This is a genomic window from Poseidonocella pacifica (assembly GCF_900111875.1).
GTDB classification, from domain to species: Bacteria; Pseudomonadota; Alphaproteobacteria; order Rhodobacterales; family Rhodobacteraceae; genus Poseidonocella; species Poseidonocella pacifica.
Genome location: NZ_FOJU01000001.1, coordinates 1 through 21,378 on the forward strand (window position 1 = coordinate 1; position 21,378 = coordinate 21,378).

A 21,378-nucleotide genomic window follows, 5' to 3' on the forward strand; every position below is an offset into this window, starting at 1 on the left:
TCCCTGGACGAAAGCCACGCGACAAACCCATCCGATACGACAAGCGCCGCTACAAACGACGTAACCGGATCGAGATCACGATCGGACGCCTGAAGGACTGGCGTCGCGTCGCCACCCGCTATGACAGAAGCCCGACGGTCTTCCTCTCCGCCATCGCGCTCGCTGCAACCGTCTTGGGCTGGCTATAGAACAATGAGGCTGGAGCCTAGGGGCGTTGTTGCGCAACTCCCGCCTGAGGCATGATGGCCCCTTTGCCCGTCGGCGTCATGCCACTCGGACGATCTCAGCGGTGCCGAACGCATTGGAGCGGTTGATAAGGGCGATGCGGATTTGAACTCGGAGGTTTGTCGGTCCAGGTCTCGTGCGGCGATGCGCTCGCCGAAGACTTTGAGGCCGCGCATTTTCGCCTCGATCCGGCACCGCCCAGTCTAGGCCCGCCAGCTTCAGCAAGACCTTCAGCCATCCCTTTCGTTTGCCGGAGCGACAGCTTGAACAGGACCTTGATGGTCAGACAGAACTGGATCGCCGCATCTGAGAGCAACGCGGGCAATAACAACGCGGGACGACCGGCTCTGCCGTCATGCGGCGCGAGCCAGGTCATGTCCTTGTTCAACCAGATCAGTAGCGATCCGCGCTTGCGAAACGACGCCGAGTAGCTGGACCAGTTCGTCGTGCGGTAGCGGGCGGGTGCAGGCTTGCTCATGCAACCCGCCTAACTACATGGATTCACAGTGTGAATACTTCGCAGACAGAGGTCTGCAACAATGCCTAGTGGATGCCAATGGGATCGAGCATCGTCTGACCAAACCGAACCATCCTTGGACTAACGGCCAAGTCGATCCCATGAACCGCACCATCAAGGATGCGACTGTGAAACGCTACCACTACGACAGCCACGAGCAGTTGCGCAGCCAGCTTATCGACTTCCTGGATGCCTACGACTTTGCCAGCAGATTGAAGACGCTCAGCGGGCCCGCGCCTTACGAATACATCTGCAAAATCTGGACATCAGAACCAGATCGATTCATCCCAAATCCGATCCACCAGATGCCGGGACTTAACACCTAAAAGACGCTGACCCCGCTCCGAGGGAAGAGTGTTCTCGGATCCATAGTCGGATCGCCGAGACTGATCTCGCCGGCGACATTGGAGGCATGCCCGATCAGAACACCTTGCACAGGCGCAGCGCGTCATAGATCGCGGCATGGGTGTTGCGGGCCGCGACCGCGTCGCCGATCCGGAACAGCTGGTAGTCGCCGCCGGGGTTGCGAACCACGCTCTGTTGCCGTCCCTCGACAAGGGCTTCGTAGTCGACTTCACCGAGGTTTGTTGACCGATCACGGAGCTCGAAGTAAATGTCGTCGAGCGGTCGGGTCGCGTGGTTGACGACCACTTGGTCGACCCGGCGCTCTTGCGTTACACCGCCGTAATCGCTGCCGAGTGTGGCTAGCAATGCGTTGCCTTCTCGGCGTACGGAATCAAGCTTCCAGGTCACGGTAAATCTCACGTCGTGCTTTTGAAGTGCGCGCATTGATGGGGTCAGTGACATCGCCATGACTTCCGGGGCCACGGCCCGATCACGGGTCACGATCTCGACCTGGCCTCCGGCGCCGGCGATCTTCTCAGCTGCTTGGAGCCCTGCGTAGTCACCTGCGTCGTCGTAGATGAGGACATTCGCGGCCGGCGCGACATCGCCCGAGAGAATATCCCAAGCGGAGACGACAAGCGGATTGCCGTCGTCCAGCACCTCGGTGTGCGGCAGCCCACCGGTGGCGATAACGACGATGTCCGGGGTCTCGGCGCGTACGGTCTCCTCGTCGGCAAAACTGTTGAACCGGAAGGTGACGCCCATGCGCGTGCATTCCTCAAACCGCCACTGAATGAGCTGGATCATCTCGGAGCGCCGCGGCGTCAGCGCCGTCAGTCGCACCTGACCGCCGGGATCGTTCGCCGCCTCGTGGACGATGACCTCGTGACCGCGCTCTGCGCAGACGCGCGCGGCCTCAAGCCCGGCAGGTCCGGCGCCGACGATCACCACCCGTCGGGGCGCGTCGGTCTGCGGCACCACATGCGGCTGTTCAAGCTCTCGCCCGGTTGCGGGGTTGTGCAGGCAGAGCGCCATGCCCCCTTGGTAGATGCGATCGAGGCAGTAGTTCGCGCCGACACAAGGGCGAATACGGTCCTCCTCGCCGCGCAGGATCTTTGCCACGATATGCGGATCGGCCATATGCGCGCGGGTCATACCTACCATATCGAGCTTACCGCTGGAGATTGCATATCGCGCCGTGGCCACATCCTGAATCTTGGCAGCGTGAAAGGTTGGGAACCGGGTGGCTTCCCGGATCTCACCTGCGAAGTCGAGGTGCGGGTTGGACCTCATCCCCTGCACCGGGATCACGTCGGTCAGGCCTGCATCCGTGTCGATGTGGCCGCGGATCACGTTCAGAAAATCGACGAGCCCGCTCGCCTTCAGGCGCTGCGAGATGTCGATGCCTTCGTCCTTCGTGATGCCGCCGGGTATGTCCTCGTCGGCGACGTAGCGGATGCCGACAATGAAATCCTTGCCCACCCGATCCCGGATCGCGCGCAGCACCTTCATTGAGACCCGCATCCGGTTCTCGAGGTTGCCGCCGTAGTCTCCTTCCATCTCGTTGGTAGCGGGTGACCAGAACTGATCGAGCAGATGACCGTAGGCCTGAAGCTCGATCCCGTCGAGGCCGGCTGCCTGCATTCGCTCTGCGGCATCAGCGTAGTTCTCAACGATGCGGGCGATGTCCCATTCTTCGGCCTTTTTTGGAAAGGCGCGATGCGCTGCCTCGCGCTCATGGCCAGCGGAAACCGCGGGCAGCCAGTCCGCCTTGTCCCATCGGGTCCGCCGCCCAAGATGCGTTAGCTGGATCATCACCGCACAGTCGTGGTCGTGGCCGTCGTCGGCGATCTTTTTCATCCAGCCCACGACCTCGTCCTTCCAGGCGAGGATGTTGTTGAAGACCGGAGGGCTGTCGCGCGCGACCGAGGCAGATCCAGCGGTCATGTTCAATGCTACGCCCGCGCGGGCACGCTCCAGGTGGTAGGCGCGGTAGCGCTCCTTCGGCATCCCTTCCTCGGGATAGGCAGGTTCGTGGCTGGTGATCATCATCCGGTTCTTCAACCGCAGGTGTTTCAACTCATAGGGTTGCAGCAGGGGATCGTCCGGCATTGGTCTCGGCCTCCATGGCATCTGTCGCCACGCTCGGCAAAATGTTCACTTATGTCAATAAAAAGATCACTCATGTATAATCTCATTGTGACACGTCGCCCGCGGCACTATGGTTGGTTTTATGGGCAAGACACAGAACATCGAACTGGAGAGGTCTTCGGGCTGGCGCGGCTCGCGCGAGCTTTGGCTCCTCGCCGCGAAACAGGCATTCCTTGAGACCGGGCTCGAGGCCGTGAAGATCCAGCCACTCGCCTCACGCCTGAACATCTCGCGCACCAGCTTTTACTGGTTTTTCAAGGACCGGAATGCGCTGCTCGATGCCTTGCTCGAAGAGTGGGACGAGAAGAATACCGGGGCCTTCCTTTTGGCGTGCGAGGCCTATGCTGACACGATCGCTGAAGCCGTCCTGAATCTCATCGCGGTGTTTCACGACGAGGATATTTTTGAGCCGCAGCTAGATTTCGCAGTTCGGGGATGGGCGCACCAGTCGGACAAGGTCATGGCGCGGGTGAACGCGGCGGATGAGCGACGGTTGTCGGCGATCCAAGCGCTGTTCCAACGATTTGGATTTCCGTCTGAGGAGGCGGATGTCCGGGCGCGTACCGTCTATCTCGTGCAGATCGGCTATATTTCCATGCAGGTGCGTGAGGACAAGCCGACGCGAATGGCGCGGGTGCCCGCCTATGTGAAAACATATTGCGGTGCTGTACCGAGCGCGAATGAACTCGCCCGTTTCAATGCGCGCGTGGGGTTCAATCCCCATAGTCCCCCGGCAACAGATCCTACCTAATAAGCCTTGCGCGATGCATGGTTGACGAGTTCATCTCGATGATCGTCGCACGAACACGGCACTGATGGATGGAGCCGCGTCCGGCGTGACGCTGCTCAAGCATTTCTGCGGGGCGCCCTATCGAACGATCTTGCACAAGCCGTGCGACTCTGCGGCACTGGATGCGCTCTCAAGCAGCGTCGTAGCTCGCGAAAATCTCTGTGCTGCCGTCTTTCCGTATCAGGAAAACGTCGTAGGCATCGCGCTCATCTTCGGGGCCCATGCCGGGCGACCCGTAAGGCATGCCCGGCACGGCGAGGCCGACGGCGTCGGGGCGGTCGGAGACAAGCCTTCGGATATCGGCCGGGGGCACGTGCCCTTCGATCATGTAGCCCTCGATCTCGCCGGTATGGCAGGAGGTCATATTCTGAGGGATGCCGTTCTCGAGCTTGTGCCGCATCAGGAGGGCGCCGAAGCTGGGCTCGGTGGTGACTGCGAAGCCGTCCTCACGCAGGATTTCGATCCAGGCCGTGCAGCACCCGCAATTCGGATCCTTTAAGACGTGGATCGCGGGCCTGCCTTGGGCCGTTCCCATGGCGGGAACGGAGGCGGCGAAGCTTGCGGTGACGGCCATCATGGCGCGGCGGGTGAGGGTCATGGATGTTTCCTTTCAGATCGTCGCGGATATGTCTTGGGGGCGCGCATTCTCGGTGCCGCGGCGAACTTGCCCCGTTGTCGTGGATGCCCCGGAGGGCCGGAAGAGTAGCAAGCGCAGGGCGTTTATGGTCACCAACACCGTCGCGCCGGTATCGGCAAGGATCGCGATCCAGAGGCCGGTAATCCCGAGCACAGTGGTCACGAGGAAGGCGGCCTTCAGCCCGAGCGCGATCGCGATGTTCTGACGGATGTTTCCCATTGTTGCACGGGCCAAGCGGATTGTGCCCGGGACATCCGTTACGCGGTTGCGCAGAATAGCTGCATCGGCGGTCTCCAGCGCAACATCGGTGCCCGAGCCCATGGCGACGCCGACATGCGCAGCGGCCAGCGCGGGCGCATCGTTGATCCCGTCACCGATCATCATAACCCTTGCCCCTGAGGTTAGCTCACGAATGGCCGTGACCTTGTCCTCGGGCATGAGCTCGGACCGATACTCGATCCCGAGGTCGTCCGCGATGGCTTTTGCGGTCCGGCGATTGTCTCCGGTCAGCATGACCGAGGAGATGCCAAGATTGCGCAGTTGCGCGACCGCGTCCGCCGCGTCGGCCCGAGGCTCATCCCTAAGCGCGATGAGGCCTTGGGGCACGTCATTGCGCAGCACGATAACCACCGTCTTGCCATCGGCTTCCAGCGCCTCAACTCGGTCTCGTAAGTCGTCTGTGAACGCACCACGCTCCTCCGCCAGCCGCGGTGACCCCACGCTGACAGTTGCGCCGTCAATGGAGGCTTCCGCGCCCTTGCCGGGCAGCGCGCGGCCGCCAGTGGTCGCGGCCGCATTGGCGCCCCGCCGTTCTGCTTCCGCGCAGATCGCCTGACCTAGCGGATGGTTCGCGCCGCTCTCTACGCCTGCTGCGAGGGCGAGCAAATCGTCTTCGCCTCCGGTCAGCACAGAGATTTCGGTCACTCGGGGGCTGCCGTGGGTGAGCGTGCCGGTCTTGTCGAAGGCGACATGGGTCGTGCGGGCCGCCGCCTCGATCACCGCGCCGCCCTTCATGAGGAGGCCATTGCGCGCCCCGGTAGAGAGCGCCGAGGTGATTGACGCCGGGACTGAGATCACCAGCGCGCATGGGCAGCCGATCAGCAGCAACGCCAATGCGCGGTAGACCCACTCCCCCCAAGCCAGGCCGAAGGCCAGTGGGGGGACGACCGCAACCAAGACTGCGGTGCCGACAACGGCCGGCATGTAGATCCGGCTGAACCGGTCGATGAAGCGTTCGGTCGGCGCACGCGCGCTTTCGGCCTCTTCCACGAGGCGAACGATCCGCGCGATGGTGTTATCCTCGGCCGCTTTTGTAACCCGCACGCGCAGCAGCGCCTCCGCGTTGATGGACCCGGCGAAGACCTCCGCGCCTGGCTCCTTTAAACTGGGGATGCTCTCACCCGTCACCGGGCTCTCGTCGACGCCTGACGTTCCGTCGATCACCTTACCGTCGCAGGGCACACGGTCACCGGGGCGGACCTGCACGACCTGACCCACATGGAGATCCTCCGCCGAGACCTCCCGCGTCGTTCCGCCGGCTTCAAGCCGCGCGGTCTTCGGCACGAGCTTCGAGAGGGCGCGGATACTGTCGCGTGCCTTGCCAGCTGAGACGCCCTCGAGCAACTCGCCCACGGCGAAGAGAAAAACGACGAGCGCAGCCTCTTCCGGCTCACCGATCAACAACGCACCGCCAGCGGCGATCGTCATCAGCATCTCGATGGTAAAGGGCATGCCGGCCCGCGTCATCGCGAAGGCACGTTGCGCCACCGGCACGATCCCGATCAAGGTTGCGAGGACAAAGGCCCAATGGGCGATCTCGGGCGGGAGGACTAGGCGCGACGCCCAAGCCGCCGCAAGCAATGCGCCGGTGCCAAACACAAGGCGGCCCTTGGGGGTTTTCATCCAAGAGGTTGGTGTATCCTCCGCAAGGCCGTCGCCTTGAGGTTCTATTTTGGCCTCCCAAGGCTCCGCCACATCTGGAAATGCCCCGCTTGGCAGGACGAATCCGCCTTGCGGTTTCTCCGGGCGCGCGCCCTTAGGGGCGATGCCAAAGCCGACTCCGCGCACGGCTTTCTCGATCTTCTCTGGAGTGGTCTCTGTCTCATCGAGTGTCACCCGCAGTCGCTCCGCCATGAGCGCGACATCGACATTCCGGACGCCGGGCAAGCGTTCGATCGCGCCCCGTACTTTCGCGGCGCAGGAGCCGCAATCCATGCCCGTCACCCGCCACTCGCGTTGTCCTGCGCTCCCGTCGGCCATGTCGGCCCTCCGTTGTGATTCTCAATCGACTCTCGATATACGATCTACAGCCGCTGTAGGTTCAAGGCCCGCAGACAGGTTTTCCGTAATACCGTCCCAAGGCAGGGGCCATGCGATCACACAATCGAAGACCTCGGAGGAGACGACAATGCTTTCCATCGGCACATTGGCCAAGCGGACCGGCACCAAGGTGCAGACCGTCCGCTACTACGAACAGATCGGCTTGATGCCCGAACCGGGCCGGACCGAAGGTGGGCAACGCCGCTATGGAGATGTGGAACTCGACCGCCTCGCGTTTATACGCCACTCGCGGCAGCTCGGCTTCTCGCTGGAGGCGATCCGGGAGTTGTTGGACCTCTCCGACAGCCCGGAACGGTCCTGCGCACAAGTCGACGCGATCGCCCGAAGACAGCTCCGCGAGGTTGAGGCGCGCCTCGCCCGGCTCGAAGCACTCCGGACTGAACTGCAACGGATGATTGGCGAGTGCAAAGCCGACCGGGTCGCAGATTGTCGTATCCTTGAAGTGCTGCGCGACCACGAGGAGTGCCTCGCCGATCACGATCGGCCCGTCGCGTGATACCGGCGGTGCTCGTCTAATCGATTGCGGCGCTTCTTGAGGCCCCCGGCCGCTGCTTCGCCAAGGGCAATGTGCGCACCGGGACATGCCGCGTTTCAGTTGCTCTCGACCTACACCTTCAGGCCATCTCTTCGCGTTGTTGCGGCGGAAACAGGGTATCGTAGCCCCAAGTGAAAACGAAGGCGTAGATCATATAAAAGATCGCGAAGGAGAGCTCCATCATCAGCACGGTGAGCAGCGATGCATCGAGCCACCACGCGAAGATCGGGAGGAGGAAGACAATCAGTGTCACCTCGAACAGCACCGCATGGACGATCCGGAGCGGCAGCGTCTTTCTGGTATTGCCCCGGCGCCAGTTCAGGATGTGGTCGAACACCAGATTGAAGACGTAGTTCCAAGTGGTCGCCGCCGTGGCGCCAAGCACGATCAGCACACTCATGTCTTCCATGGGGTGTTTGAACACCCAGGCAAAGAGCGGTGTGACGATGAGAATGCCGATGAGCTCAAAGCTCACGGCTTGACGAATACGGTCGACGGTGCTGCGCATAAAATGGCTCCGAATGGTTTTCGGGCCGTCCCGCGTGCTGACCGTGAGGTCGGGCGAGGCCGCCCCCGCTTGTCCCTATGGTGTGTTCCGCGCGCGGGTTTTTCAAGATGTGGCTTTCTCCGCAGTTCGTTCCTCCGCCCCTTGGAGCAGCAATCGGATGATGGCGGAGCGCGTGAGGATGCCGACGAGGCGGCCCGGCTGGGTCACTGGAACGACCTCGCTTCCTTGTGCGGCAAGCCGATTGAGAAGCGCGCCGACGGGCAGATCGTGAGGCACGTCATCAACCTGCCGGGCGCATGACCTCTGAAACAGAGCGAGGTGGTGAACGCTGTCGCCATGCGAATGGGCGATCCCGCGCCGACCCAGAGTCGAGCAGATCCGCCTGGAGGACCAGACCGCTCAACCCCATGTCAGCGTCCACGACTAGGAGGCACTTGATGGCATGGCCGCGAAAGAGGCGCGGGGCCACTGGGAGCGGCGTGTCGGGTCGTGCCGTCGAACCGATGTTGCGCCGCTTCGGCTTCGGTTGCTGTCAGCAATCGACCCAAGTCCGCCAAACTCATGTTGGTTGACTGGTTGAACCGGTCGAGCCGCTCGCGGAGTTGGTCGATCGACACCCCAAGCCGTGGCTCAGGTTGGGCGAGGGGCGGGTTGGGAACGCATAAAACCAGCACCGCTGTCGCCCCGAGGGGTGAACGGTCATACTTACAAATAGGGACGCCGGTCTCGATTTTGGCGAAAGACCGCAGCCAAGTTTTTGCGGAGTGCGCCGAAATGGAAACATCTGGTTGGGCGGCCTCGACGATGAAGGGAGTGAACCACAGCACAAACGCACCCATCAGCGTGACGGTTACGCCGAGGCTGGGATTTCCGGTTAGAGAGGGCGACACTACACCTTCAATCTTCTGCGGGATCGCGCTTCAGGTCTTCGCGCTCATGGTCGTATGGTCGATGGGACCCGCAACCGGCGCATGCGCGGGGAAAGTGGCGCGCGACTGAATGGCGCCACTCTCGTCGACAACGAGGCGCAGCGCGCGTCCGTTGAAATAGAGGGTCAGGCGCCACCGGCCGGCATCTTCGTCCACACCGGTCTCGCAACGGCTGGTGATCTCACCGGTCCGAAGCTTTGCCGGGACATCGGCGGGCGGGAGTTCGAATGCGGTGCCCACGATCTCTGCGTCAATAACGAAGCCGTCGGCGGTGAAAGTGACATTCTTCATCGCGGTTTCCTTTCAGGCTGCAACTGGCGCGGGCAGGGCAATGTCCGCGAGCGTCGAGCGATCAAGCTCGGTCAGGAAGGCCGACTCCGCTGCGTTGAGTTTGTGTTTCAAGCGACATACCGGAGTAACGCAGCAGGCACCATCCGGCGAGAAGCACTCAACCAATGCCCGGTCCTCCTCGAGGAGCCGCACGAGGTCACCGAGCCTTATGTCGCTGGCTGGCCGTGCGAGCATGGCGCCGCCGCCCGCGCCCCGGCGCGTGGCCACGATGCCGTGCCGAGCAAGGCGCTGAATTACCTTGTTGAGGTGGTTGCGGGACACGCCGAACTCATCGGCGATCTCTGCCGTGGAAAAGGCGCGCGTGGGCGCGCTGGCCATCCGCATGAGCGCCCGGAGACCGAAATCGGTGAAGCTGGTCAGGCGCATGTTGCGGCCTCGCTATTAATAGGTATTTAAAATACCTGTTATCAGATCTGTCCCGCACTCGCAATAATCTTAGGCCAGTTCAGCCATGCCTCAGTCGAACGCCAACCTTTTGCCGATCCGCTCCGCGCGTCCTGCCGTGACGCAGGAGGTGGTTGCACGAACAGGCCTCGACGAGGCCGTGCTCACCGCCTTGGTGCATGGGTTCTACGGCAAGGTTCGCGTCGATCCGGTGCTCGGTCCGATCTTTGCCGCGCGGATCGTTGATTGGGGGCCGCATCTTGAGAAAATGGTCGACTTCTGGTCTTCGGTTGCGCTCATGACCGGGCGTTACCACGGTACGCCAGTTCCGAAGCATGCGGAGCTGCCCGTGACTTGGGAGCACTTTGAGCGTTGGCTCGAGCTTTTTCGACAGGCTGCTAGTGAGGTCTGCTCTCCGGAAGGCGCGGCGCATGTTATTGAGCGAGCCGAACGAATTGCCCGCTCACTGCATACGGCCAGCCAGACGGTGCGGCAACTGGATGGGGATGTGCCGAACCTCAAGTGAGCGAAGGCAGGTAGACAACTGCTGTGAGCAGACAGAAGTCTCTCATGGCTGTGGAGATGCACGTCGTGACGCCATGCGGCAGATAGGCTGCGAGAGCAATCCACCGCTTACCCTCTACCGAACTACGGATTGGCCCAGCTTCACCGCGTCACTGAAGAAGCGCGGGTCGGTCCTGATGTGGCTGGATACGGGGATGCCTTGGGTCCCAGCGAATGGTCGGCGCTGGCATGGCGTTCAGGGCCGTCGCAATTGGCGCGAGGTGCATCAGGTCATTGATCAGCCGCTTCGGACATCGAGGCGGTGGATTTCAGCCCCAGCGGCGATGGCGCTAGCCCGGTTTTTGCTGCGGTTGCTCGACCTGATTTGCGAAGGCGAAGTTAGCGGCGATGTCCCTGATGGTGCCTATGACCAGAGACGCCCCTCACCTTACCGCTGCTGCACAGGCATCATCGACCATGAGGGCTCGCCGCCCATCCCCAACCGCATCGATAAACTGCTTCACCGCACTTTGCACCGCCAAGATCGACCGCACACCTTGTGGCCGACTGCAAAAGGGGAAGCCACGCCACAAGTTGCAGCAGCGCAACAACGCCCCGTTGATCCCAAAACCCGGATGGCGGACCGAGGAAGAAACTTATCCAGGACTTCGCTGCGCCACCTGCGCCCGTCAGCCTGCGATCGCAATCCCGATCTTGCCCATGTGCGACTTGCTGAGGAACGCCTCTTGTGCCGCGCGCAGTTCGTGCAACGGATAGGTCTCGGCGACCATGGGGCGGATCTCTCCTGCCTCGATATAGTTGACCACATCGGAGAAAACGCGCGCGTCCTGCCGGGTGCTGCCGATCAGTGTCAGATCTTTGAGGTAGAGCGTTCTCAGGTCGAGTTCGACAATCGGGCCGGCGATTGCGCCCGATGTCACGTAGCGCCCTCGGGGGGCCAATGCATCGAGCAAGTCTGGCCAGCGGGGCCCACCCACAAGATCGAGAACGACGTCGAAGGCTTCGTTCGGGAAAGCATCGTTTCGGTCCACCACTGCATCCGCGCCGAGCGCAGTCAACGCGTCCATCTTGGCCGGACTGGTGGAGGCGGTGACATGCGCGCCGCGCCGCTTGGCAAGTTGCACGGCCGCGGAGCCAACTCCGCCAGATGCCCCGGTAATCAGCAAGCGCTCCGCGCCCAATCCAGCGCGCTGAATCATGCCTTCTGCGGTAGAGAATGCGCAGGGGAAGCAGGCGAGTTCCAAGTCCGACAGAGGGCTGTCGATCCGCACTGCGTGCTCGTCGTCAACGGTCGTGTATTCGGCAAAGCTTCCGTTGCGCTCCGAGCCAAAGGTCACGAGCGTTTCTGGCCCAGCCCCCGCTGGGCGATGCATGGGTCGCACCAGCACGCGCTCGCCTATTCGCGCAGTGTCCACGCCTTTGCCGACCGTAACGATTTCACCACAACAATCCGCGCCCTGGATGCGCGGGAAGCTGAGCGCACCCGACCAAGCTCCGTCGGCATCGGAAGCGCCCGCATAGCCCTCCAAGGCCGCCGAGCCGGTGTCGCCCCGCACGGCTTTGGAATACCAGCCGGTGCGGGTGTTGACGTCGGTGTGATTCACCGCCGATGCGCCCACGCGGATCAAAACCTCACCAGCATCCGGTTAAGGCAGCGGCGCATCCGCGCGCCACTCGAGTTTGTCCAGCCCACCATTGCCAGTGAGAACGACGGCTTTCATCGCTTTGGGAAGTGTCATTGGCGAATGCTCCGATGTAGAATGATTACTCTACTTGCGTAGGTAGAGAGATCATTCTACATCGACAAGCATGGTAGATATGATGAGCAAGATATCCGAAGGGTTGGAGCGCGCCTTTGCGAGTCGCGGCTTCGCAGAACCCAGCGTCGAGGACCTGCGTAATGCTGCGGGCGTCAGCCTGCGCACCCTTTACAAGTACACGCCTTCTCGAGCGGAGATGGTACTGGCCGCACTTGAAAATCGGCACAAGCGATATCTATCCCGTGTCTTCGACGGACTGCCGGAGGACCATGAAATGGCTCTGGACACATTGCTGTCGCGCATTGGGGAGTGGATGGCGACTGAAACCTCGCACGGTTGTCTCTTTCATGCGGCCGTTGCTGCAGAACCAGGAAGTCAGCTCCTTCGCGTTCTTCTTGAGCGCCATAAGTCCGACGTGGCGACACGGGCAGCAGCAGCGACGGGGTTGCGAGGGGAGGGCACCGCGCTTCTATTGATCATTGAAGGGCTGACGCAGACATGGCCATTGCGCGGGGAGGCGGCGGTTGATGTGGCCAAGCGGTTGGGGCATGTGCTGCGGTCGCGGTGAAGCGCGAACGCCATACTGGGTATGGCGGTGAGGGCGGGGCATCATGGACCGCGCGCCGTTGAGGATCCTGGGGGGATGACGGCAAATTGGATACTGTTGGCAACTAACGCGAAAGAAGTCGGGTCGCCGTGATGCCGATGAAACTCTTTGTAGTCTTGTCCTAGCGAGCGGCGAGACGCCAGAAACCCGGCGGGATACCCTTTGCCACCATGGCCCCGAGAAGAATGTTGGGCGGGGAATTACGTTCCAAGTCGCTGAAGGTAAAGGGAGAACGGCCACAGAAATGGCCGTTCTTGATCGTCAGGTTTTCAAGGGGTCCGGGGGCAATCAAGCGTTGCCGAGGCTCATCCCCACTTCATCTCGCCGGTCAGTACCTTGGCGCCAACGTCCAAGGCCACGCCCATGCCCAGATCGGGATAGCGGGCTGTCATTGCGGCTATCAGTTCCTCGGACCCGTTGGCTTTGTCGAGTTCTTCCTCAATCGCCTGAAGATAGCCCTTCGTGAATTCCACGGCCTCAATCCCCATTGGCGCATCCAGCGTCATGTGGCCGGGAACGACAACCTGCGGGTTGCGGGCGATAATAGCGTCAAGGTTGGCGATCCAAGCGGCGCGCTGTTCCTTGGTCGGCGTGTCTGCTGTCCAGACATGCACGCCGGAGAAGACCATCACGCCGCCGAACACGGCCTGAAGATCTTCGACCCACAGGTAACGACGGTTCGACAGTTCTTCGGCGGCGACGATCTCAATAGAATGGCCATCCACCGTCAGAGCTGTGCTGTCGTCGGCCGCAGGGATGATCACGTCATCGACCGATTGCGGGCCGTTTTCACCGAGTTGCGGACCCCATGTTTCGACCTTTTTTGCCACGTTCGCATTGATGGCCGCGACGGTTTCACTGGCCGCGATGACGCGGGCCTCGGGGAAGGCTTCCACGATCGGGCGCAGGCTGAAATAGAAATCAGGGTCGCTCTGGCTGATGTAGATCGTGGTCAGCGTCTTGCCTGTTGCCGTGATCTCCTCGGCCAAGGCGCGGCCATCGGGCAGTGTGAACCCGCCGTCGATAAGCATGGCTTCGGTTTCGCCTTGGATCAGGATCGGCGCGCGGTAAAAACCATTCTCGCCAGCGGGAAAATGTGTCCAGGTCAGTCCATTCGCGTCTGCGAAGGAAAAGCTGGGAGCCATCAGGGCGGCTGCCCCTGCTGCGGTTGTGAGTTTCAGGATGTCTCTGCGGTTCATCGTTTCGTCCTTTTGATATTCGAGGATCAGGCCAGCCCGAGGGTGGCAAATACTGTATCGGGTCCGCCATAAAGCGTGCTTGCATCCAGCCCGCGGCGCGCGCCGTCGACCTCTGCAATCAGGGCCGGAACGCCTTGCATGTTGTGGGTTGTCATCAGTGCGCGTGCCTCTGCCGTGCGATTGCGGACCAGGTCCACGAGGGCTGTATCGGGGTTCAGAACACGCGCAGCGGCTTCTGCAAGACCCATTTCGGTCAACAAATGCGCGACAACTGCGGAAGAGGTTACATCTTTGCCGTCGACATACCGCGCCGCTTGAATGGCGGTGAGGGCTTCGATCACGCGATCAGGGGCGGTGTCGGCCACAGCAGTGACGGCCAGAGTGGCCACCGTGGAATCGAGTGACGCATCGGCGGCCCCAAGCACGTTGCGGCGGTAGGATTCGCTGAATTGCTGCCCACTCAGCGCGGCAATACGCTGGTCATTCGCCCAAGCCTGCGCCGCGAAGCTTTTCATCGGGCGCGCACCATTCCCCGCAAAGAGCCCGGTTGCCCGTGGCTGCAAGTCAATGTCGGGGTGTTTTGCGAGCGTGGCAATAGTCGCCGAGGCACCGTAGCACCAGCCGCAGAGGGGATCGAAAAGGTAATGCAGTATCGCTGTCTGTGTCATGTCCTGTCTCCTTGGACACCGATATAGACCCACCCATTGCGCATGATAAGACAAACGATTTTGACATTGCGTTTGCTAAAGGCTAACAGTTTTCCGATGTCGAAAGCGCACAACCTGAACAGGCTGGCCTATTTCGCGGCGGTGGTCGAAACGGGTTCCTTCACCAATGCCGCGGAACGCCTCGGTGTGACCAAGGCCGTTGTCAGCAGCCAAGTGACACAGTTGGAGCACGAGTTGAAAGCAACGCTTTTGGTGCGCAATACACGCAAGGTTAGTGCCACCGAAGCTGGCAAGCTTTTCTACACACGCTGCGCGTCAATCCTGAACGAGGCGCAAGAAGCCTTCAGTGAGCTATCGCTCCTCTCGGAGCAGCCGGTGGGAATATTGCGCATGACGGCCCCAAACGACTACGGCACCGCGATCGTAGCCCCCGTGGTCGCGGCATTCCGACGAAAGTACCCTGATTGCCAAGTGGAGCTGTCTCTGGGCGATGATCACAGCGATCTTATGTCGGGCAATCTTGATCTGGCCATTCGTGTTGGATGGCTTCGCGACTCCGCGCTATTGGCGCGCAAAGTAGGTGGTTTCAGGCAACTTTTAGTCGGCGGGGGCGCGAACGCGCGTGAGTGGGCACGCATTCGGCACCCACATGAACTTACTGCCGCGCCATTCATCGCGAATAAGGCGCTGACTGATCCGCTGCAATGGCAGTTTGAACAGGAGACAGGCGAAACAGCATCCGTCAAATTGCAAAGCGATCTGTCGATCGATAGCGCGCCGGCCATCATGGCCGCCGTGCGGGACGGCGCAGGTTTGGCGATCCTGCCCGACTATCTGGTGCGCGATCATCTGGCTTCGGGTGTGCTGACGCTTGTACTGCCCGATTGGCACCTACCCGAAGGGGGGATCTTCGTTGTTCTACCTGCTTCGAAGTTCCGCGCTGCAAAGGTGTCCGCTTTTACTGAAATGCTCCGACAGGCAGAGAAAGCGCGCGTTAGAACCTAAGCATGAATTCGGTGCCTGAGTGGCAGAAGGGTTTGAGGGCGCGCGTTCGGGTTTGCTGGATCAGTTCACGCACCAAGCGCGGACGCTCGGCATCGCGCGTAGCCCCGCGCAAAATGGCTCAGTGATGCTGCGCGTCCATGCGTGGAGCATTCTGGCGCCCGCCTGACCGCAGCGATATTACTGCTTTGGCAAAGCAACGTAGACAGTCCGCTCCCCTCGGACCGCTCCCCAGGCGGATTGGTCGCGCAGGTGCAAATTGGGGGACATTCCGCAGCGCTATATCTTCGCATATTTCGACTGATCACGCCGCCAACTGGGTCAGGCGCGCCAGCTTGTATTGGGCATCTGAGGGGAGAGGTACGCCTCCCGGAAATAGTCGACGATGAACCGCGCGGTTGGGGGCAATTCCCGATCGCGCCGCCATGCAAGACCCACATTCATGGAGGGGATTTCACGATCCATCGCGACTGTTCCGATACGGCGCCCTTCCAAAGACCAAGGCCGATAGACCATGTCTGACAGGATCGTCACGCCCAGACCGTTTGCAACCATCGAGCGCACGGCCTCGGTCGAGGACGTCCGCAGCCTTACCTTGGGGGTTAGCCCGGTTGGTCCCCAGTACTTCATGGAGGTATTGGCGGCTTCATCAACCGTGAGCATGATGTAGTCGTGTTCGGCGACTTGCTCGAAGCTGGCGGTCTCGGCATGCGAGAGGGGGTGGTTCTGAGGTACCCAAAGGCGCCGGTGAGAGCGTAGAAGCGTCTGGGTCGCCAGTTCCGGGTTTGCTGTATTTGATGTCAGGATCACGGCCACATCAAAGCGATTGTTGAGCAGCCCTTCTTCGATGCTGTCGCGATTCAACTCTGCGATATTGATGGTGAGGTTCGGGAACCGATGCGCGAGCCGCTCAAGATGAAAGGGCAGGAAATAGCCACAAACGGTGTAGGTTGCGGCCACGTTGATCGTGCCGGTGATATCGGAATGTCCCTCGCCAATGCCGCGCGCCACCTCGACCCGTTCCATTACATCGCGCGCTGCGCCCAGGAATTTGCGCCCGGTAGGGGTCAGGTCCATGCCATGCGCGGTGCGGACAAAGAGCGCCGTGCCGAGTTCCTGCTCAAGTTCGCGGATCGCAGTGGTGATCGAAGACTGTGAAATAGAGAGGGCCAAGGCCGCACGGCTTACCTGCCCGAGTTCAGCTGTTGCGACGAAATATTTGAATTGGCGAAGGTTCATCGGACATGCTCTCGTAGTGTGATTGAGTACCGCTTATCCGATTTTCAACGTACAGTGCAGGACGAATTTGCAGATTCCGATACCGCTTGTTGTCTACCGTTAGGAGTAGATAGGTCGAGGGCGCACAAAAACGCATCTTGGTAGGTCGCCGCGATCCGCCCAAGTGTTCGGAAAATCAGAAAATGCTATTTTCGAAATTGGAATTTTACAAAACGGACCTCGGTCGCTCATGCTCGGCAACATAACTGGCGGGGGCATGCGATGCGAAAGATGGTCGATCTCAACTGTGACATGGGCGAAGGGTTCGGCCATTGGGTCTTGGGCGAAGCGCCAGATGAGGCGCTGATGGCGCTGATCTCCTCTGCCAACATTGCAGCCGGCTTTCATGCCGGCGATCCGAATTCCATGGACCGGGTAATCAAGCTGGCCCACATTCACGGCGTCGGTCTGGGCGCGCATCCGGGCTATCGCGATCTGCAAGGTTTCGGTCGCCGTTTCATTGACACCTCTCCCGAAGAGCTTGTGAATGACATCATTTATCAAGTCGGAGCCGTGCGCGAATTCGGACGTCGTCATGGGATCAGCTTGCAGCACGTGAAGCCGCATGGTGCCTTGTATATGGAGGCTGCCCGGAACGAAGAGCTTTCGCGTCATATGATCGAAAGCCTTGCTGCGATCAGCGGCCAGTTGATCGTGTACTGCATGGGCGTTTCAAAGACCTACGAGGTAGCGCAGCGATTGGGCCACCCGGTTGTGCGGGAGTTCTATGCGGACCGCGACTATGGCGCCGATGGGCAAATTGTCTTCTCTCGCAAGGTGAGCCGTCCGGACCCCGAAGCGCTTGCTCAGAAGTGCCTCCGAGCCTGTGTCGACGGGAAAGTGACAACGGTGGAAGGCGAAGACATCGACGTGGAATTCGAAAGCATCTGCTTTCACTCGGACACGCCCGGCGCGGTGGAAATCGGCACTGCAATTCGCCGCGTGCTAGTGGACAACGGGATCGCCATCGCTCCGTCTTCTGCCGTGCTCGAAGCGGCGTGACGAACCGCGCAATAGTTCAAGACAAGAACAGACACAGGGAAACACCATGACAGCCATTCTCTCTCCGCTCCCCGGGACGTTCTACCAAAAGCCATCCCCCGAAGACCCGCCCTATAAGGCCGAAGGTGATGCGGTCGCTGTGGATGACGTTATCGGGCTCATCGAGGTTATGAAGACGTTCATCGAGGTCAAGGCGGAAGCTGCCGGTACGTTCGCGGGCTACAAGGTAGAGAATGAAAGCCCCGTCAACGCCGGGGATACCTTGGCGGAGCTGAGCTAAGCCATGGCAATTGAACGTCTCTTCATCGCCAACCGCGGCGAAATCGCGGTGCGGATCGTCCGGGCTGCGAAATCCTTGGGCATTCATACGATTCAGGCCCATTCCGAGGCGGACGTAGAGATGCTGTCTGTGAAGCTCGCGGATGAGGCCGTCTGCATCGGGCCAGCCCCGTCGAAAGACAGCTATCTGAACATCCAAGCCATCCTTGACGCCGCCAAGGCCACCGGTGCGGATGCTATCCACCCGGGCTACGGTTTCCTGTCCGAGAATGCAGGTTTCGCCCGCGCGGTGGAGGAGGCAGGGCTCATCTTTGTCGGGCCATCGGCGGATACTATCGAGCGTATGGGCGACAAGGTGGCCGCGCGTCAGGCCGCTCTGGCGGCTGGCGTGCCCGTGGTACCCGGTTCAGACGGCCGAGTGGACGGGGTCGAGGCGACCTTGGCTGTCGCAGAGCAGGTTGGCTTCCCTGTGATGATCAAGGCCGCGGCAGGTGGCGGTGGGCGGGGCATTCGCATTGCCAACACTGCCGGAGAATTGGCCGCCCTCGCGCCGCAGGCCAAGGCCGAAGCAGAAGCTGCCTTTGGCGATGGCAGTCTCTATGTCGAACGCGCTATCGTGGCACCGCGGCATATCGAAGTGCAAATCCTCGGCGACGGTGACCGCGCGGTTCACTGCTTTGAGCGGGAATGCTCGCTTCAGCGGCGCCGACAAAAGGTATGGGAAGAGGCCGGCGCCGATTGTCTCGATGCCCCCACAAGAGATGCGCTTTGCGCCTCTGCGGTCGCGCTGGCCGAAGCGGTGGGATATCGCGGCGCTGGGACGTTGGAATACCTCTACGACGAAAGCACCAAGGAATTCTTCTTCATTGAGATGAATACTCGCATACAGGTGGAGCATCCCGTGACAGAGATGCTCACCGGGATCGATCTCGTAGCCGAAATGATCAGGGTTTGCGGCGGGGCCCCGCTCTCTATGACACAGGAACAGATCCTGCGCTCCGGCCACGCGATCGAGGTGCGGATCTGCGCCGAGGACCCTTTCAACAACTTCATGCCTTGGCCGGGACGGATCAAAACCTTGGTCGAACCTACTGGTCCCGGAGTGCGCTTCGATCATTTCCTGTCCGAGGGGTATCAGATCCCACCCTTCTACGACTCTCTTGTTGGGAAGGTGATCGTGCATGCCGAAACCCGCGACGCCGCTATCGACAAACTGACGACCGCCCTGACCGAGATGGTCATTGATGGGACCAAGCACACCGGACCGCTGCATCTGGCGCTCGCCGCCGATCCTGAGGTGCGCGCGGGCCGCTTTCATACCCAATGGCTCGAACCCTGGCTTGACGCTGGTGCTCTGAGCGCGAAAGGAGACGCTGCATGAAGACGCGTTACAGCTTCGGAGGCGACGAACACGTCTATGTCGAAGTCGATGATGAGATGTCACTCGACGCCTTCTTTATCAGTCTTTCGCTCAGCAAACTGGTGCGCGAGGCCGAGATCCCCGGTGTAAGGGAAATTTGTCCGGCCAATGCTTCCTTCGAGGTGCGCTTCGATCCAGACGTGATCTCGCCCGATGCGATGATGGAACGTATCAAGGGGCTGGAAGCCGAAGCACAGGCCGCCGAAAAGCGGCTCGACACGCGCATCATCGAAATCCCGGTCTACTACGAAGACCCGTGGACCCACGAGACGCTCATGCGTTTCCGCGAGCGTCATCAGGACCCATCAGGGTCCGATCTCGACTACGCTGCGCGGATCAACGGATATGATAGCGTCGCCGACTTCATCGAAGCGCATCATTCGCAACCTTGGTTCGTCTCGATGGTTGGCTTCGTCTCGGGCCTGCCGTTCCTTTATCAACTGGTCGATCGCGACAAACAGCTTGAGGTGCCGAAATATCTGCGGCCCCGCACCGACACGCCAAAGTTGACGGTGGGTTACGGCGGTTGCTTCTCCTGCATCTATTCGGTCCGTGGCGCGGGGGGGTATCAGATGTTTGGCATTACCCCGATGCCAATCTTCGATCCGGAGCAAAAGATCACCTATCTCAGGGATTTCATGGTGTTCTTCAAACCCGGCGACATCGTTAAATGGAAACCCATCGACCGCGCGGAATACGACCGCATTACCAAGACCGTCGAAGACGGCACCTATACACCAAAGATTGCCGAGGTCGCCTTTGATCTCGATGCGTTCAATGCCGACATGTCCGGCTTCAACGCAAAGCTGATGGAGGCTCTCGATGACGCTTGAGATCGTTAAACCGGGGCTGGCGACCAGCATTCAGGACCTCGGGCGTCCGGGGTATTTTCACCTCGGTATTCCCGAGGGCGGCGCGATGGACCGATTGGCGCTGCGGGCCGCGAACCTTCTTGTGGGCAATGACGAAGACGCAGCGGGGCTTGAAGCCGTGTTTCTCGGGCCGGAAATCAAGTTTGGCGCAGAGATGACCGTCGCCGTAACCGGGGGCGAGATGCCAATCCTGCTGGACGGGGAGCCGCGCGATAATTGGACCTCGTTCAACGTCATGCCGGGTCAAACCCTGAGCTTCGGTTATCTGAAGGCGGGCGCGCGAATTTACATTGCCGTTTCGGGCGGAATCGCGACAGAGCCACATCTGGGGTCGCGGTCCACCTATGCTATCGGGGCCTTGGGCGGCTTCGACGGGCGCGCACTGGCGGCGGGCGATGTGGTGCCGGTGGGCGCTGCACCCTTGGCTGAGGAGGGGCTCAGCATTCCCGAAGCCTTGCGCCGCGGCCCCGGCAAGCCTGCGGAGTTGCGTGTGCTTCCGGGGCTTTACTGGCACCGGCTTACCGAAAAATCCCAAGCAGCCTTCTTTGATGACGCATGGACCGTCGCGCCCGAGGCCGACCGAATGGGGTATCGCTTCCGCGGAGGCCAGCCCATGGAATTTGTTGACCGTGAACAGCCTTTCGGGGCCGGGTCGGATCCATCGAACATCGTGGATGGGTGCTATTCCTACGGCTCGATACAGGTGCCGGGTGGACTGGAGCCGATTGTGTTGCATCGCGACGCGGTGTCTGGGGGTGGTTACTTCACGCTCGGCGCGGTGATCTCGGCGGACATGGACCTGATTGGGCAGCTTCAGCCGAACGCGCCGGTGAAATTCGTGCGGGTGGATATGGAGCAGGCGCTCGCCGCTCGCGCCGAACGCAAGCAGATCATTGAGCAATTACGCGAAAGTCTCAATCAACCCGGCTGATCGAAATGCAAGCGACGGCGCTTTGCGCTGTCCCAAAGTCCGGGTATCGGTAAAGTGGCGCGCGAGCGCGCGACCTATCTTACTGTTGTAAGTTTAGGGGTCGCGCGCTGAGGGTTCCGTTTC

23 protein-coding genes and 2 pseudogenes are annotated in these 21,378 nt (G+C 60.9%); 13 read left to right on the forward strand and 12 right to left on the reverse strand.

Annotated elements, in window-relative coordinates; translation table 11 throughout:
• On the forward strand, nt 1-188 hold a 188-nt coding region (locus BM234_RS00005; RefSeq protein WP_139226748.1), incomplete at its 5' end, for a transposase.
• 145 nt (nt 189-333) lie between these two features.
• Here the strand turns inward: BM234_RS00005 and BM234_RS00010 are convergent.
• Nucleotides 334-703: pseudogene (locus BM234_RS00010) on the reverse strand (transposase); the annotation flags it as partial.
• 77 nt (nt 704-780) lie between these two features.
• Between BM234_RS00010 and BM234_RS00015 the strand changes: the two are divergent.
• Nucleotides 781-1,068, forward strand: a pseudogene (locus tag BM234_RS00015) (integrase core domain-containing protein); the annotation flags it as partial.
• A gap of 94 nt (nt 1,069-1,162) precedes the next feature.
• Here the strand turns inward: BM234_RS00015 and BM234_RS00020 are convergent.
• On the reverse strand, nt 1,163-3,199 hold the full coding sequence (locus BM234_RS00020) for an NADH:flavin oxidoreductase (protein ID WP_092059427.1): 2,037 nt from the start codon (nt 3,197-3,199) through the stop codon (nt 1,163-1,165).
• A 121-nt stretch (nt 3,200-3,320) separates the two neighbouring features.
• On the opposite strand from BM234_RS00020, the gene BM234_RS00025 reads away from it, so the two are divergent.
• Entirely contained in the window at nt 3,321-3,989 is a 669-nt protein-coding gene (locus BM234_RS00025; protein WP_092059429.1) for a TetR/AcrR family transcriptional regulator, read from the forward strand.
• A 169-nt stretch (nt 3,990-4,158) separates the two neighbouring features.
• Here BM234_RS00025 and BM234_RS00030 read toward each other — a convergent pair whose 3' ends face one another.
• Both BM234_RS00030 and BM234_RS00035 read right to left on the reverse strand, forming a co-directional pair.
• Nucleotides 4,159-4,626, reverse strand: a complete 468-nt coding sequence (locus BM234_RS00030) for a DUF411 domain-containing protein (RefSeq protein ID WP_092059431.1) — start codon at nt 4,624-4,626, stop codon at nt 4,159-4,161.
• Between the two features lie 12 nt (nt 4,627-4,638).
• Nucleotides 4,639-6,924, reverse strand: a complete 2,286-nt coding sequence (locus tag BM234_RS00035) for a heavy metal translocating P-type ATPase (RefSeq protein ID WP_092059433.1) — start codon at nt 6,922-6,924, stop codon at nt 4,639-4,641.
• A 148-nt stretch (nt 6,925-7,072) separates the two neighbouring features.
• On the opposite strand from BM234_RS00035, the gene BM234_RS00040 reads away from it, so the two are divergent.
• Nucleotides 7,073-7,501, forward strand: coding sequence for a MerR family transcriptional regulator (locus tag BM234_RS00040; RefSeq protein ID WP_092059435.1), 429 nt, complete (start codon nt 7,073-7,075; stop codon nt 7,499-7,501).
• 118 nt (nt 7,502-7,619) lie between these two features.
• On the opposite strand, the gene BM234_RS00045 is transcribed toward BM234_RS00040, so the two are convergent.
• The 4 genes from BM234_RS00045 to BM234_RS00055 form a co-directional block, all read right to left on the reverse strand.
• Nucleotides 7,620-8,048: a PACE efflux transporter gene (locus BM234_RS00045; RefSeq protein ID WP_092059437.1), complete on the reverse strand. Its 429-nt coding sequence runs from the start codon at nt 8,046-8,048 to the stop codon at nt 7,620-7,622.
• Between the two features lie 102 nt (nt 8,049-8,150).
• A complete protein-coding gene (locus tag BM234_RS17380; RefSeq protein WP_175501159.1) occupies nt 8,151-8,324 on the reverse strand; it encodes a CBS domain-containing protein in 174 nt (57 codons plus the stop codon).
• A gap of 644 nt (nt 8,325-8,968) precedes the next feature.
• Nucleotides 8,969-9,268 (reverse strand): DUF6522 family protein, encoded by a 300-nt coding sequence (locus BM234_RS00050; RefSeq protein WP_092059439.1) that lies wholly within the window; start codon nt 9,266-9,268, stop codon nt 8,969-8,971.
• Nucleotides 9,269-9,280: 12 nt separating this feature from the next.
• Nucleotides 9,281-9,694, reverse strand: a complete 414-nt coding sequence (locus BM234_RS00055; RefSeq protein WP_092059441.1) for an Rrf2 family transcriptional regulator — start codon at nt 9,692-9,694, stop codon at nt 9,281-9,283.
• An 85-nt stretch (nt 9,695-9,779) separates the two neighbouring features.
• Here BM234_RS00055 and BM234_RS00060 point away from each other — a divergent pair, with 85 nt between their 5' ends.
• On the forward strand, nt 9,780-10,238 hold the full coding sequence (locus BM234_RS00060) for a group III truncated hemoglobin (RefSeq protein ID WP_139226750.1): 459 nt from the start codon (nt 9,780-9,782) through the stop codon (nt 10,236-10,238).
• Nucleotides 10,239-10,905: 667 nt separating this feature from the next.
• Here the strand turns inward: BM234_RS00060 and BM234_RS00065 are convergent.
• The gene (locus BM234_RS00065; RefSeq protein WP_245752408.1) at nt 10,906-11,865 is read right to left on the reverse strand and encodes a zinc-binding dehydrogenase; all 960 of its coding nucleotides are present in this window, start codon (nt 11,863-11,865) and stop codon (nt 10,906-10,908) included.
• A gap of 193 nt (nt 11,866-12,058) precedes the next feature.
• Between BM234_RS00065 and BM234_RS00070 the strand changes: the two genes are divergently transcribed.
• Nucleotides 12,059-12,565, forward strand: a complete 507-nt coding sequence (locus BM234_RS00070) for a TetR/AcrR family transcriptional regulator (RefSeq protein ID WP_245752410.1) — start codon at nt 12,059-12,061, stop codon at nt 12,563-12,565.
• Between the two features lie 344 nt (nt 12,566-12,909).
• On the opposite strand, the gene BM234_RS00075 is transcribed toward BM234_RS00070, so the two are convergent.
• The gene (locus BM234_RS00075; RefSeq protein ID WP_175501160.1) at nt 12,910-13,803 is read right to left on the reverse strand and encodes an MBL fold metallo-hydrolase; all 894 of its coding nucleotides are present in this window, start codon (nt 13,801-13,803) and stop codon (nt 12,910-12,912) included.
• A gap of 26 nt (nt 13,804-13,829) precedes the next feature.
• A complete protein-coding gene (locus BM234_RS00080) occupies nt 13,830-14,471 on the reverse strand; it encodes a DsbA family protein (protein WP_092059445.1) in 642 nt (213 codons plus the stop codon).
• Nucleotides 14,472-14,567: 96 nt separating this feature from the next.
• Here BM234_RS00080 and BM234_RS00085 point away from each other — a divergent pair, with 96 nt between their 5' ends.
• Together BM234_RS00085 and BM234_RS17385 are read left to right on the forward strand one after the other, a co-directional pair.
• Complete coding sequence (locus BM234_RS00085; RefSeq protein ID WP_092059447.1) at nt 14,568-15,476, forward strand: LysR family transcriptional regulator; 909 nt, start codon at nt 14,568-14,570, stop codon at nt 15,474-15,476.
• Nucleotides 15,477-15,495: 19 nt separating this feature from the next.
• The gene (locus tag BM234_RS17385) at nt 15,496-15,642 is read left to right on the forward strand and encodes a hypothetical protein (RefSeq protein ID WP_175501161.1); all 147 of its coding nucleotides are present in this window, start codon (nt 15,496-15,498) and stop codon (nt 15,640-15,642) included.
• A gap of 152 nt (nt 15,643-15,794) precedes the next feature.
• Here the strand turns inward: BM234_RS17385 and BM234_RS00090 are convergent, their stop codons facing one another.
• Nucleotides 15,795-16,712, reverse strand: a complete 918-nt coding sequence (locus BM234_RS00090) for a LysR family transcriptional regulator (protein ID WP_092059449.1) — start codon at nt 16,710-16,712, stop codon at nt 15,795-15,797.
• A gap of 261 nt (nt 16,713-16,973) precedes the next feature.
• Between BM234_RS00090 and BM234_RS00095 the strand changes: the two genes are divergently transcribed.
• Genes BM234_RS00095 through BM234_RS00115 form a run of 5 tightly spaced genes read left to right on the forward strand, consistent with a single transcriptional unit; the run spans nt 16,974 to nt 21,255 of the window.
• A complete protein-coding gene (locus BM234_RS00095; RefSeq protein ID WP_092059451.1) occupies nt 16,974-17,753 on the forward strand; it encodes a 5-oxoprolinase subunit PxpA in 780 nt (259 codons plus the stop codon).
• Between the two features lie 46 nt (nt 17,754-17,799).
• Nucleotides 17,800-18,033: an acetyl-CoA carboxylase gene (locus BM234_RS00100; RefSeq protein ID WP_092059453.1), complete on the forward strand. Its 234-nt coding sequence runs from the start codon at nt 17,800-17,802 to the stop codon at nt 18,031-18,033.
• Between the two features lie 3 nt (nt 18,034-18,036).
• Complete coding sequence (locus BM234_RS00105) at nt 18,037-19,413, forward strand: acetyl-CoA carboxylase biotin carboxylase subunit (RefSeq protein WP_092059455.1); 1,377 nt, start codon at nt 18,037-18,039, stop codon at nt 19,411-19,413.
• Nucleotides 19,410-20,285, forward strand: coding sequence for a 5-oxoprolinase subunit B family protein (locus BM234_RS00110; protein ID WP_092059457.1), 876 nt, complete (start codon nt 19,410-19,412; stop codon nt 20,283-20,285). Before BM234_RS00105 ends, BM234_RS00110 begins: the two co-directional genes overlap by 4 nt.
• A complete protein-coding gene (locus BM234_RS00115; RefSeq protein WP_092059459.1) occupies nt 20,275-21,255 on the forward strand; it encodes a 5-oxoprolinase subunit C family protein in 981 nt (326 codons plus the stop codon). The genes BM234_RS00110 and BM234_RS00115 overlap by 11 nt, the downstream gene beginning before the upstream one ends.
• Nucleotides 21,256-21,378: the final 123 nt, after the last annotated feature.

Excerpts from the sequence above, each read along its gene's own strand:
- BM234_RS00020 (WP_092059427.1), bottom strand. The coding sequence starts at position 3,199 with ATGCCGGACGATCCCCTGCTGCAACCCTATGAGTTGAAACACCTGCGG.
- BM234_RS00025 (WP_092059429.1), top strand. The coding sequence starts at position 3,321 with ATGGGCAAGACACAGAACATCGAACTGGAGAGGTCTTCGGGCTGGCGC.
- BM234_RS00030 (WP_092059431.1), bottom strand. The coding sequence starts at position 4,626 with ATGACCCTCACCCGCCGCGCCATGATGGCCGTCACCGCAAGCTTCGCC.
- BM234_RS00035 (WP_092059433.1), bottom strand. The coding sequence starts at position 6,924 with ATGGCCGACGGGAGCGCAGGACAACGCGAGTGGCGGGTGACGGGCATG.
- BM234_RS00040 (WP_092059435.1), top strand. The coding sequence starts at position 7,073 with ATGCTTTCCATCGGCACATTGGCCAAGCGGACCGGCACCAAGGTGCAG.
- BM234_RS00045 (WP_092059437.1), bottom strand. The coding sequence starts at position 8,048 with ATGCGCAGCACCGTCGACCGTATTCGTCAAGCCGTGAGCTTTGAGCTC.
- BM234_RS00050 (WP_092059439.1), bottom strand. The coding sequence starts at position 9,268 with ATGAAGAATGTCACTTTCACCGCCGACGGCTTCGTTATTGACGCAGAG.
- BM234_RS00055 (WP_092059441.1), bottom strand. The coding sequence starts at position 9,694 with ATGCGCCTGACCAGCTTCACCGATTTCGGTCTCCGGGCGCTCATGCGG.
- BM234_RS00060 (WP_139226750.1), top strand. The coding sequence starts at position 9,780 with ATGCCTCAGTCGAACGCCAACCTTTTGCCGATCCGCTCCGCGCGTCCT.
- BM234_RS00070 (WP_245752410.1), top strand. The coding sequence starts at position 12,059 with ATGAGCAAGATATCCGAAGGGTTGGAGCGCGCCTTTGCGAGTCGCGGC.
- BM234_RS00075 (WP_175501160.1), bottom strand. The coding sequence starts at position 13,803 with ATGAACCGCAGAGACATCCTGAAACTCACAACCGCAGCAGGGGCAGCC.
- BM234_RS00080 (WP_092059445.1), bottom strand. The coding sequence starts at position 14,471 with ATGACACAGACAGCGATACTGCATTACCTTTTCGATCCCCTCTGCGGC.
- BM234_RS00085 (WP_092059447.1), top strand. The coding sequence starts at position 14,568 with ATGTCGAAAGCGCACAACCTGAACAGGCTGGCCTATTTCGCGGCGGTG.
- BM234_RS00090 (WP_092059449.1), bottom strand. The coding sequence starts at position 16,712 with ATGAACCTTCGCCAATTCAAATATTTCGTCGCAACAGCTGAACTCGGG.
- BM234_RS00095 (WP_092059451.1), top strand. The coding sequence starts at position 16,974 with ATGCGAAAGATGGTCGATCTCAACTGTGACATGGGCGAAGGGTTCGGC.
- BM234_RS00100 (WP_092059453.1), top strand. The coding sequence starts at position 17,800 with ATGACAGCCATTCTCTCTCCGCTCCCCGGGACGTTCTACCAAAAGCCA.
- BM234_RS00105 (WP_092059455.1), top strand. The coding sequence starts at position 18,037 with ATGGCAATTGAACGTCTCTTCATCGCCAACCGCGGCGAAATCGCGGTG.
- BM234_RS00110 (WP_092059457.1), top strand. The coding sequence starts at position 19,410 with ATGAAGACGCGTTACAGCTTCGGAGGCGACGAACACGTCTATGTCGAA.
- BM234_RS00115 (WP_092059459.1), top strand. The coding sequence starts at position 20,275 with ATGACGCTTGAGATCGTTAAACCGGGGCTGGCGACCAGCATTCAGGAC.